This window comes from Anaerotalea alkaliphila (genome assembly GCF_010179735.1).
GTDB classification, from domain to species: domain Bacteria; phylum Bacillota; class Clostridia; order Lachnospirales; family Vallitaleaceae; genus Anaerotalea; species Anaerotalea alkaliphila.
The window spans coordinates 1-11,535 of record NZ_JAAEEH010000036.1; the positions used below are offsets into that span (position 1 = coordinate 1).

Below are 11,535 nucleotides of genomic sequence, written 5' to 3' on the forward strand. Positions count from 1 at the left end.
TTGCCGCCAGATGCCGTTCCGCCATGGCCATGCCCACCCCGTTGGCGATGCCCTGGCCCAAGGGGCCGGTGGTGGTCTCCACCCCGTCCGTGTGGCCGTATTCCGGATGGCCGGGGGTCTTGCTTCCATATTGGCGGAAGTTCTTCAGGTCCTCCATGGACAGGTCGTAGCCGTAGAGGTGCAGCAGGGAGTACAGCAGCGCCGAGCCGTGGCCGGCGGACAGGATGAACCGGTCCCGGTTCGGCCAGTTGCTGGCCGCCGGGTCGAAGTTCAGGTGCCTGGACCACAGGACCTGGGCCATGGGGGCCGCCCCCAGGGGCAGGCCGGGATGGCCCGAACAGGCCTTTTCCACCATTTGGGCGGACAGCAGACGGATGCTTGCGATTGTTTTCTGATCCATGTATTCGTTTCCTCCTAATTTGCCTTGCGTTGCTTCTATCTCAGACAGTCCACCGCCGCCCTTTCTATGGGGAGGCCCTTCTTGTAGCGCTGGTGGAAGACTTCGAACCCTTCTACGTCTTTCGGGTCCGGCTCCATCCGCACGCCTTCCTGGCCTGCGAACACCTTGTGCTTCAGGTACGCCTCCAGGGTCTCCCCCGCTTCCCTGTTGACCATGTAGGAAGCCAGCAGGGCGATGCCCCAGGCGCCGCCTTCCCCTGCGGTCTCCATGACGGAAACGGGGGTATTGGCCGCCGCAGCCATGAATCGTTGTCCGACGCCCTTGGTCTTGAACAGGCCACCGTGGCCCAGGATCTCGTCCACCCGGACCCCCTCCTCCTTCAGGAGGATGTCCAGGCCGATTTTCATGGCGCCCAGGGAAGTGTACAGGTGCACCCGCATGAAGTTCGCCAGGTTGAAGTTGTTTTTGGAGGAACGCACGAACATCGGGCGCCCTTCCTCGAAGTGGGTCACATGCTCTCCGGACAGGTAGCCGTAGGCCAGCAGGCCTCCGCCGTCCGCATCCCCTTCCAGCGCCTTGGTGTACAGCGTCCTGTAGAGGGTCGTCATGTCCACTTCCATTCCCAACGCCTGGGCCGCTTCCCCGAACAGGCCTATCCAGGCGTCCAGGTCCGACGTGCAGTTGTTGGAGTGGGCCATGGCCACCAGCTTTCCGGTGGGCGTCGTCACCAGGTCGATTTCGGGGTGGACCTTGGACAGCTCCTTCTCCAGGACGATCATGGTGAAGACCGATGTGCCCGCGGAGACGTTCCCTGTCCGCTCGGCCACGCTGTTGGTGGCCACCATCCCCGTGCCCGCGTCGCTTTCGGGAGGGCAGAAGGGGATGCCCGCCGCAAGCCTGCCGCTGGGGTCCAGCAGCTTCGCCCCCTTCTCCGTGAGGGCGCCCCCGCTTTCCCCGGCCACCAGGACCTTGGGGAAGATTCCGCCCAGCCGCCAGCCAAAGCCTTTCGCTTCCGCCAGCTCGTCAAACTGCCCGATCATGCGCCGGTTGTAGTCGGCCGTTTCCAGGTCGATGGGGAACATGCCCGAGGCCTCCCCCACACCCATGACCTTCTCACCGGTCAGCTGCCAGTGGACGTATCCTGCCAGGGTCGAGACATAGGCCACCTCGGCCACATGACTTTCCCCGTTCAGGATTGCCTGGTACAGGTGGGCGATGCTCCATCGCTGGGCGATGGGGTAGTCGAACAGCTTCGTCAGCGCTTCCGCCGCCTCGCTGGTGATGTTGTTCCTCCAGGTCCGGAAGGGCACCAGGAGATTGTCCTCCTTGTCGAAGGCCATGTATCCGTGCATCATGCCGCTGAATCCGATGGCGCCGACCCTCGCCAGTTCGACCCCGTACCGGGCCTTCACGTCCGCAGCCATCTTTCCATAGGCATCCTGCACGCCCTTCCAGACCTCGTCGACGCCGTAGGTCCAGATGCCGTCCACATGGCTGTTGCTCCAGTCATGGCTTCCGGAAGCCACTGGCGTGTCATCCTCCCCCACGAGGACCGCCTTGATCCGCGTCGACCCCAGTTCGATGCCCAGGGCTGTCCTGCCCTCGGCAATGGCGTCTTTCACTTTGCTGTTTTCTATTGTCATATGTTGGAACCTCCATTACATATTGTTGAAGAACTGGTCTACGAAATACAACGCGGCCCCCGTCGCAACGGAAGACTTCTTTTTCTTGCAGGGAAGGACGTAATCCTTGGCCTTTTCGCTGAAAGGACTTTTGGGATCGACCTTTTCATACAAAGCATCCATATGGCCTTCCATATGGACGCCGACATAACCGCCCAGGATGATTTTGCAACCGTACATCATCCTGGCATCGATGATGACCTGCGCCAGGTACTCCAGATATTCGTCCCAGACTTCCTGCAGCTTTTCATCCCCTTGTTCCAGCCTTTCGAAAAACAGCTCCAGGTCACCGTCCGCATGCATTGAAAGCACTTCCGCATTGCAATAGGAGTCGAAACAGCCTTTTTGGCCGCAATAGCATTGCTTGCCGTCCGGGACGATTTTCAGATGCCCGATTTCCCCGCTGTAGAGGCCTTCACCCATATAGATTTTGTCGTTCACCAGCACCGATCCCCCCACTGTATCGCACAAACTGATGTAGAACAGGTTGTGTATCTCGGAAGCCATCCAGCTCTCGGAATATCCGGAAGCATAGGAATCGTGGATCAGCTTGGTGGGGTACGGGATGTATTTGGATGCCTCTTTGCAGGTCATGCCTGCATTGTCGATCACCCTTCCGTCGACCACATAGTCCAATTCATGGCTGACCAGTCCGGGCATGGCGATGCCTACACCGAGAATCTTGCTGCGGTCCAAACGGACGCTTTCGATGATCTCCTCGACCGTATCTCCCAGAAGCTTCAGGTAATCGTCGCTTCTTTCGTAAGACTGTCTCTTGTATACATATTTGACGACGTTTCCGCTCAGGTCGATGATCGTGCTGATGATGTGGTGCTTTGCGACATCAAGCCCGATCGCCACCTTTACATCCGGGACATAGGAATGGGCGATGGGATTCCTCCCGCCGGATTTCGTTGCGACCTTCTTCTCTGAAGCGATCATGCCTTGTTCCGCCAAAAACTCCAGGTTCTGCGTGATTGTGGGCAAACTGAGTTTAAGGTCGTAGGCCATCTCCTTTGTCGTCGCCATCCCCTTCTCCCTGATGTAAAAGTAGATCCTTTTTCGGTTGCTTTGCTTGATGTCCTGAATATCCATATCTCCAGCGCGCGATGCCGATGGAAACGGCACCGCACTACTCCTCTCATTTTGTCACTGTGATTTGCTATTTAATATGATTATAAATGGAAAACCATCAGGTTACAACAAAATGATTTCAAAAAATCCTTCGACTAATTCTATGCTTCCGAATCCACATCGATCAAGACCTTCATCGTCGTCTCGTAATTGTCGTCGATGTACTTGTAGGCGGCCTGATAGTCCTTGAACGGGAAATGCTTGCTCATCAGTGGCTTGAGGAGGATTTTCCCCTCTTCCACGAGCCGGATGGCATCCACATAGTCCTCGTGCCTGTACATCATGGATGTGTACAGGTCCAGTTCCGAATCGTTCAGCTTCGCAAGGTCCACGTTCGCCATTCCCGCAAAGACAGCCACCAATACGATGACGCTTCCCTTTCTTGCGTTTTGGATCGCCTGTCCCATGGTGATGTCATTGCCGGCGCAGTCGTAGATGAAGTCCGCCTTGTCCTTGCCGAAACATTCCACCACGGCCGTCCCGAAATCCTTTTCCCTGGTGTTGACGACATGATCCACGCCGCATGCCTTGGCGATCTCCAGCCTGGGTGTGGAAATGTCTGTAATCATGACTTCTGCCGCTCCAAAAGCCTTCAAGGCTTGGGCCAGCAGGATGCCGATGGGACCCGCGCCCAGAACCGCCACCTTCTTGCCTGTAAGGTCGCCGACACGTTTGCAGGCATGGACCGTAACGGCTACAGGCTCGATCATGGCGCCTTCGTCGTAGCTCATGCTCTCCGGCAGGGGCGTGACCTTGGCGGCATCAACGGCGTAGTACTCGCTGGCGGATCCTACGGTCTGGAAACCCATGACCTTCAGATTTTCGCATAGGTTGTACTTGCCATGGGCGCAGGGATAGCATTCGTTGCAAACCACCTGTGGTTCGATCGTGGCTTTCTGGCCGACTTCCAGGCCAGTGACACCTTCCCCCAGGGCAACCACCTTCCCCGACACCTCGTGCCCCTGGGTCAGGGGATAGGAAACATACGGGTGCTTGCCGTGGTAGACATGGATGTCGCTGCCGCATACACCCACCCGCTTCATCTCCATGAGCACCTGGCCGGCCTCCACCTTCGGCACAGGCACTTCCTTGAAATCAATTTTGGCTGGAGCAACCATTATCTGCTGAATCATTTTTTCTTTCATTTCGACCCTCCCATGTCTTTGGAGCCTATTAGGTTGTTGCGCGTTTCTTTTGCAGACTGTCGAAACCTACCGCCAGCGCAAGGACGATCCCTTTGACGATCAGCTGCATGTAGGTGCTTACATTCATCAGCACCATGCCGTTGGTCAGGATCCCGATGATCAGGACACCGGCGACCACGTTGGACATCTTGCCGTAACCGCCGGTAATGGAAACACCACCCAACACCACACAGGTGATGACGTCGAATTCATACCCCAATCCGGCGGTGGGCTGGGCGGAATTCGTCCGGGACAGCATGACGATGCCTGCAAGTCCGGCGAACAGGCCCGAAAGCGCGTAGACCAGATATTTGGTGCGTCCCACGAGGATACCGGAAAGCCTGGATGCTTCCTCACTGCCGCCGACCGCATAGAAATAGCGTCCGAAGTAACTCTTGTTCAAGATGAAGGAACCGAGGGCGAAGCAGGCGATCATGATGATGACCGGCACCGGCACCGGGCCTAGGTAGCCTTGTCCGATGATTTTGAACCTCTCATCGAAACCGTAGATTGGTGTGCCGCCGCTGAGGATGTAGGCCAGTCCCTTGAAGACGGTCTGGGTCGCGAAGGTGGCGATGATGGCGGAGATGCCGATGGTGGAAATCAGGAAGCCGTTCAACACGCCGATCAGCATGCCGACCAGCAGGGAAACAAGAACTGCGGAGACCATGCCGAAGCCGCTGTTGACCATCAGATAAGCACCCACGACATTGACCAGGGTGATGATGGAGCCTACGGACAAGTCGATGCCGGCGATCAGGATGACGAAGGTCATGCCGATGGAGGCGATGCCCAAGACCGCCACCTGCCGCGCGATGGTGAACAGGTTGCTGGATGAAACGAACAGGGGATTTGCAAAAGCAAATACCAGGAAAAGGGCTACGAAGACCATCCAGATTGCTTTTTCCTTGATGATATTGAGTGCGGTGCTTTTCATTTTCTACCTCCTAAACGCCTGACGACATGCGCATGATCGTATTTTGGTCAAATTCATTTCTTTCAAGCTCGCCGGTAACCCTTCCTTCATACAGGACCATGATCCTATCGGACATGCCCATCAGCTCCTCCATCTCGGATGATATCAGAAGGATGGTTTTACCCTGCTGCAACAGCTTGTTAATCAAGGTATAGATTTCGAATTTTGCGCCGACGTCGATTCCACGGGTCGGTTCGTCAAAGATGATCAACTCGGAGTTTGCCGCCAGCCATTTGCCGATGATGACCTTCTGCTGGTTTCCGCCGCTCAGGTTCTTGACCAACTGGTTCAGTGTAGGTGTTTTGATCAGCAGGTCCTTTTGATATTTCTGCGCAACATCCATTTCCTGACGGGAATCGATTACGGAACCTCTTGAGATCCTCTTGTAGATCGGCATGTTGATGTTGTTCTTGATGGACACGCCCAGCAGGGCGCCATGCCGCTTCCGGTCCTCCGGGACAAGGGCGATGCCCAAGTCGATGGCTTCCCTTGGAGACTTCGGATCGATTTCCTTCCCCTTGAAGAGGATCTTTCCGGAGGTCTTCCTCACGGAGCCGAAAATCATCTCCACAAGCTCGGTGCGTCCGGCGCCCACAAGGCCTCCAAGCCCCAGGACTTCACCCTTCCTTATCTTCAAGTTGATGTCCTTGTCCCCGTTGCCGCTCAGGTTCTGAAGCTCCAGGATGATTTCGTCTTCCACTATGCATTCTTCCCTGGAAGGATACGTTTCTTTCAAATCGCGTCCGACCATCAGGCGGATCAGTTCGTCTACGTGGGAATCCTTCGTGATGAGTGTTTTGACATAACTTCCATCCCGCAGCACGACGATCCGGTCCGACAACCGGTAGATTTCCTCCAGCCGGTGGGAAATGTAGATGATGGCCACCCCTTTCGACCGGAGCAGTTCGCAGACCTTGAACATGCTTTCCACTTCGGCGCTGGTGAGCGGAGCCGACGGCTCGTCCATGATCAGAATCCTTGCATCCTGCTGGATGGCCTTTGCGATTTCAACCATCTGTTGATAGCCGACCGTAAGGTCTCCCACAAGTGTTTTGGGGTCGATTTTGATGTTCAGCTGTGCAAATGCCTTTTCAGCTTCCTTTTCCATCGCTTTCTGGTCTATGATGATGCCTTTGCGGATGGGGTTGCCCAAAAACAGATTCTCCGCAGCTGATAGTCCTTTTACATTGTTGAATTCCTGATAGATGATCGCTATCCCATTTTCCTTGGCCAATTGAGGCGTCATATGGGCAAATTCCTTGCCGTTTACGATGATCTTGCCTGATGTCGGAATGACTGCGCCTGAACAAGTCTTGATCAAGGTGGATTTTCCGGCGCCGTTCTCTCCGATCAACGCAAGGATTTCACCCTCCTTCACCTCCAGGGACACATCATTCAGGGCACGCACACCAGGATATTCTTTCGTTATATTCTGCAACTGCAACACATAGTTATCCTTCATTTTCCATCACACCGTCCTTGTAAAAATGTGGAGTTGCCATTGAAACAACTCCACATCAACCAACAGTTGCCTTAAGTTCCTGTTATTTGTAATCCGCCAGATATTCTTCTGCATTGGATGCATCGATGACAAGCAGGGGTCTTACAATGTTCTGCTCGGGGAACGCTTCGCCTTCCATCAGCCTCTCGTACAGGTCCACAACCGCTTCCGCCGTTTTCTTGTTGGAACCCTCGAAACCTACGGACGCTCTGGTTGCTTGTCCGGCTACGATCGCCTCCAATTGCTGCTGTGTGGCGTCCGCCGAGAAGATGCCCATGTCGGCAGGGATGTTGCCGCCGGTTTTAGTCATGAACGCCTCGTTGGCACCGATGTCTCCGCCGGCACCGATGGAGCAGACGATTTTGGTGTCGGGGTTGGCTTGCATGATCGTTTCCATGTTTGTCAAAGCCGTTGCCGCGTCAAGGGCAGGCTGCTGCGCAACAACTTCATAATTTCCACTGGCGATTTCTTCAAGGGCCGCAAGGATGCCTGTCTCCCTTTCCAGAAGGATCGGTGTTTGAGGATAGTTCATGATGGCGATTTTGGCCTTGTTGTCGGCCGAATAGTGCTCGTTTACGAAATTGGCCGCTTCCGTACCGATCGTGTAGCCAAGCTTAGTGTTGTCCAGAATCCAGTTGATGGTGGAGTTCTGCATGGCGTCGTCCCATACCATGACTTTGATGCCCGCATCCATCGCTTTCTTCAGATAGTCTTCAATCGCGTTGGGGTCGGAAGGATGGACCATGATCAGGTCGACCTGGTTCGTTACGAAGTTCTCGATTTGCTGGATTTGTGTTGCGGAGTTGTCGTTGCACGCCAGGATCGTGTAGTCCCAGCCTTTGCCCTTCATAAGGGTTTCGACTTCACCGAATACGCCCGCCCAGTAGGCGTTCTCAAGAGACTGGATTGTGACCCCGACCTTGAACGTCTTGTCCGATCCGCCGGTTTCCGTTCCGGATGTTTCCTGTCCGCCGGTGGATCCCGGCTCTTTTGTTGTGCAACCTGCCAGTGTCGTCGTCAAAAGCACTCCCAACAACAGTACCGCCATGAATCTTTTCAACATTTTGTTTCCTCCCTTTGATCATATGATTGGTTTCTATATATAAACGGCGTTTGCCGTTTATATTGAGTTTAGAAGCAGGTGAACGCACCGTCGATGACGAAGTCGGAACCTGTGGTGAAGTCGCTGCTGTCGCCTGCCAGATAGACGGCGATGGCCTGAAGCTCTTCCGGCGTACCCATGCGTCCCAGGGGCGCCATGGCGTTCCATTGCTCGATCAGGGGCTGCAGCGTCGGGGAATTTAGGGTCAGTTCCGTGCCGATGTATCCGGGGCTGATGCTGTTGACCCTTACGCCCCTCTTGGCGAATTCGATCGCCATCGATTTAGTCAGTTGGATTACGCCTGCTTTCGATGCGTTGTAGGAGCATTGGGGCTGGGGCACGTTGACGATGTGCGCGGACATGGAGGCCGTGTTGATGATCGAGCCCCTTCCCTGCTTGAGCATGACTTTCGCAGCGGCTTGGGATGTGAGGAACACGCCCGTCAGGTTGATGTCGATGACCTTCCGGAACTGGTCCAGCGTCATTTCTTCCGCGGGGATGTTCATGCAGATGCCTGCATTGCAGAAAGCCGCGTCGATCCTGCCGAACTTGTCCATGATCGCTTCGATCATCCTGTCCACATCCTCCTGGCTTGTGACGTCCGCCTTGATTGCAAGCGTTCCGACGCCCGTAGCCGCTTCCAGTTCGGCGGCAGCCTTCTTCGCCTCTTCGATGTCCACGTCGACAATCGCCACATTGCTGCCCGCTTCGGCGATTGCGGTGGCTATGGCCAATCCGATGCCTCTAGCCCCCCCGGTGATGAAAGTCGTTTTTCCGTCAAGTCTCATTCTTTCCAAGATTCCCATTGCGTTTCTCCTTTTCCGATTCGTCTCGATCTATGTTTTGTTTATTACTCCCGCTGGTTCAGTCGTTCAATTTGATGACCGCTTTTCCTGTGCCTCTGTATTTGGCGTCTTCGAACACCTTCACGCAATCTTCCAGTTCCACGATATGGCTGATCGTATCCTTCACGTTCAGTCTCCCGGATTCCAGGATGGCCACCGCCCTTTGGAACGTATAGGGATTGATGAAGGAGGACGTCACCTTCAGTTCCTTCTTGAACACGATGTCCGGCTTCAGGTTGATGACCTGGTCCGGTCCGGTCAGGCCGAACATCATGATCGTCGCGCCCTTCCCCGCCCACTGTATGGCGTTGTCGATCGTGCGGGCGCTGCCCACACACTCGATGACCGTGCTGATGTTCCTGCAGTTCCCTTTCAGGATGGCTTCCACGTCCTCTTCCAACGGATTGATGGTCAGGTCCGCTCCCAGTTTTTCTGCGATTTCCCTTTTTTCCGCCACCGGCTCCGAGAGGACCGTTTTGCTGGCACCGGCCATTTTCGCCAGTTGCAGCATGATCAGTCCTATGGGACCTCCTCCGATGACCAGCACCTCGTCCCCCGGTTTGATGCCACAGAGGTCGATGCCGTGGATGCAACAGGAAACCGGCTCCGCCATTGCGGCGGTCAGGGGGTCCGTCCCCTCCTTGAATTTGAAGACCTGTTTCTCCTTGGCCGCGATGTACTGGGCGAACCCCCCATCAACCGTCGTTCCTGAGCCTATGACATTTTCACAGAACTGCTCCATTGCGTTTTTGCAGTAATGGCATTCGCCACACATGTCGTTGGGGTCCACCGAAACGAGATCGCCTGGCTTCACCTTCTTGACCATGGCTCCCACCTTTTCCACCACACCCGACAATTCATGTCCCATGACCAACGGAGGGGTTGCCGCGAAGGCGCCGCCTTCTCCATTGTAGATGTGCATGTCCGTTCCGCAGACACCGCAGTACTTGATTTTCACCAGTACCTCCGTTGCTCCAATCTCGGGAACCGGAACATCTTGGACGCTTATGTTCCTGGGACTGTTGTAGACCAAAGCTCTCATGTTCATCATCCACCGCCTTCACAATACCTGCATTGTCATTTTGCAAACAATTTTGTTATGCGTATTTGTTATTTCGTTTTGTTAATTGATTTTCTATAACTACTTTACCATACATGGCTTCTCTTGTCAATATGTCTAATTATAAGTTTATTTTTTAACGTTATTAGTATGTATTGCTCAAATGTCACCAACATCACCAAACAAGCACAAATACAAGCCCCTAACATTTCCATTTTCAAGGTTTATAGGAATCTTTAATTCTTTCTTTATTAAACTGTTTAACTATGTATCTACATAATAGCACCGATTCCGACAGCTGTCAATAGCCCTGTTGTGACTTTTTCATGCATCCGGCAGGTCCCCCCCCCCATTTTCCAGGAAACCTGCACAAAAACACGTCTTCACACCGTACTCACAAACGCTTCCACCTGCTGCAGCGCGGCCCCCAGAGCCGAAGCCTCCACCCGGTAGCGGCAGGCTTGGATGTAGCTTCCATCCGCTTCAAAGGTGTTCAATGCGGCGGCCTTTTCCTGCAAGCGCCCCAGATAGGGCTCGATCAGGCTGCCCACATACCCCCCGATGATCACCCTGCAGTCGAAAACCATCCGCAGGTTGTTCACTTCCACCGCCAGATGGGAAAGGTATTCCTCCCACAGCTTCTCGAACCCCTTGTTCCCCTTCTCCATTTCCTCAAAAAACCTTTCCAGCTTCCCGTCCGTATGACGGGACAGGTTTTTCGCCGAGCAGTACGCGTCCAGACAGCCTTCCTTCCCGCAATAGCACCTGTTCCCTCCCGGAACCAGGGTCATGTGCCCGAACTCGCCGCCCCGCCAGTTGTCCCCCAGATAGAGCCTGTCGTTGGCCGTCTCGTCCCCCAGGTAGCCCTTCCTCTCCTGGATGATGGCCCCTCCCACGCTGTTGCCCAGGAAGAGATAGGCCGCATTGAACCTGGTTTCCGCATGGTAGATTTCCGCAATGGCCGCCGCATTGGCGTCGTTGATGAATACGCTGGGCAGCATCAGGAACTCCGAAAAGCGGCTGCAGTCGACGCCTGCAATCCCCAACGCATGGGAGCGCACAATCTGGTTGGCCGTGTTGTCCACAATCCCAGGAACGGAGATGCCCACCCCCAGGAAACCCTTTCCAAGCCCTCCCTCCCGCTCCAGGAACTCCAGTGCCGCCTCCCCCATATCCTTGTAGTACCCCCGGTCGTCGGCGAAGGGCTTCTGCACACGCGCATGCTTCAGCACGGTTCCCGACAGGTCCGTCAGCACAAAACCCAGATGGTTTTGGGTGATGTCGATGCCCAAGGCATGGTAGGCGTTCCTTACCGGTGCGATGGCGGCCGCCTTCCTGCCTCCCGTGGACTCCAGCTCCCCCACCTCCTGGACCAACCCCTGTTCCATCAGCTCGTTGACGTTCTGCAGCACCGTGGGCATGCTGATCCCCAGCGCCGCCGCCACTTCCGGCTTGGAGGTGCGCTCCCGGTTGTTGACGTAGCGGAAAATCCTGTTCCGGTTGATCTTTTTCACCTCGATGTTGCTTACCCTTTTCTTAATCACACTCTGCACCTCGCATCTTTAATAAAGTATTTACTTTAGTTATGAGTATAGCACCTTGTGCCTGGAGATGCAAGGGATACAGAATAAGGAAGCGGCTCCAGCTGGAA

At 55.0% G+C, this 11,535-nt stretch carries 9 protein-coding genes and 1 pseudogene; all 10 read right to left on the reverse strand.

The features are described from left to right. Positions 1–400 (reverse strand): annotated as a pseudogene (locus GXN74_RS11455) (transketolase); the annotation flags it as partial. Positions 401–435: 35 nt separating this feature from the next. Beyond that, positions 436–2,043: a xylulokinase gene (locus GXN74_RS11460; RefSeq protein WP_162371080.1), complete on the reverse strand. Its 1,608-nt coding sequence runs from the start codon at positions 2,041–2,043 to the stop codon at positions 436–438. A 15-nt stretch (positions 2,044–2,058) separates the two neighbouring features. Then, positions 2,059–3,111, reverse strand: coding sequence for an ROK family protein (locus GXN74_RS11465; protein ID WP_162371081.1), 1,053 nt, complete (start codon positions 3,109–3,111; stop codon positions 2,059–2,061). Positions 3,112–3,317: 206 nt separating this feature from the next. Further along, positions 3,318–4,349 carry a zinc-dependent alcohol dehydrogenase gene (locus GXN74_RS11470; protein ID WP_162371102.1) on the reverse strand — a complete coding sequence of 344 codons (1,032 nt, stop codon included), beginning with the start codon at positions 4,347–4,349 and terminating at the stop codon, positions 3,318–3,320. 40 nt (positions 4,350–4,389) lie between these two features. Then, positions 4,390–5,337, reverse strand: coding sequence for an ABC transporter permease (locus GXN74_RS11475; RefSeq protein ID WP_162371082.1), 948 nt, complete (start codon positions 5,335–5,337; stop codon positions 4,390–4,392). Positions 5,338–5,347: 10 nt separating this feature from the next. After that, positions 5,348–6,838 carry a sugar ABC transporter ATP-binding protein gene (locus GXN74_RS11480; protein WP_162371083.1) on the reverse strand — a complete coding sequence of 497 codons (1,491 nt, stop codon included), beginning with the start codon at positions 6,836–6,838 and terminating at the stop codon, positions 5,348–5,350. An 82-nt stretch (positions 6,839–6,920) separates the two neighbouring features. After that, positions 6,921–7,940, reverse strand: coding sequence for a sugar ABC transporter substrate-binding protein (locus GXN74_RS11485; protein ID WP_162371084.1), 1,020 nt, complete (start codon positions 7,938–7,940; stop codon positions 6,921–6,923). 68 nt (positions 7,941–8,008) lie between these two features. Then, positions 8,009–8,785, reverse strand: coding sequence for an SDR family oxidoreductase (locus GXN74_RS11490; protein ID WP_162371085.1), 777 nt, complete (start codon positions 8,783–8,785; stop codon positions 8,009–8,011). A gap of 58 nt (positions 8,786–8,843) precedes the next feature. After that, complete coding sequence (locus GXN74_RS11495) at positions 8,844–9,875, reverse strand: zinc-dependent alcohol dehydrogenase family protein (protein WP_246208697.1); 1,032 nt, start codon at positions 9,873–9,875, stop codon at positions 8,844–8,846. A gap of 392 nt (positions 9,876–10,267) precedes the next feature. Beyond that, a complete protein-coding gene (locus tag GXN74_RS11500; RefSeq protein ID WP_343032820.1) occupies positions 10,268–11,428 on the reverse strand; it encodes an ROK family transcriptional regulator in 1,161 nt (386 codons plus the stop codon). Positions 11,429–11,535: the final 107 nt, after the last annotated feature.

Bases quoted from the DNA above. Each gene is read 5' to 3' on its own strand.
- GXN74_RS11460 (WP_162371080.1), bottom strand. From the start codon at position 2,043: ATGACAATAGAAAACAGCAAAGTGAAAGACGCCATTGCCGAGGGCAGG.
- GXN74_RS11465 (WP_162371081.1), bottom strand. From the start codon at position 3,111: ATGGCGACGACAAAGGAGATGGCCTACGACCTTAAACTCAGTTTGCCC.
- GXN74_RS11470 (WP_162371102.1), bottom strand. From the start codon at position 4,349: ATGATTCAGCAGATAATGGTTGCTCCAGCCAAAATTGATTTCAAGGAA.
- GXN74_RS11475 (WP_162371082.1), bottom strand. From the start codon at position 5,337: ATGAAAAGCACCGCACTCAATATCATCAAGGAAAAAGCAATCTGGATG.
- GXN74_RS11480 (WP_162371083.1), bottom strand. From the start codon at position 6,838: ATGAAGGATAACTATGTGTTGCAGTTGCAGAATATAACGAAAGAATAT.
- GXN74_RS11485 (WP_162371084.1), bottom strand. From the start codon at position 7,940: ATGTTGAAAAGATTCATGGCGGTACTGTTGTTGGGAGTGCTTTTGACG.
- GXN74_RS11490 (WP_162371085.1), bottom strand. From the start codon at position 8,785: ATGGGAATCTTGGAAAGAATGAGACTTGACGGAAAAACGACTTTCATC.
- GXN74_RS11495 (WP_246208697.1), bottom strand. From the start codon at position 9,875: ATGATGAACATGAGAGCTTTGGTCTACAACAGTCCCAGGAACATAAGC.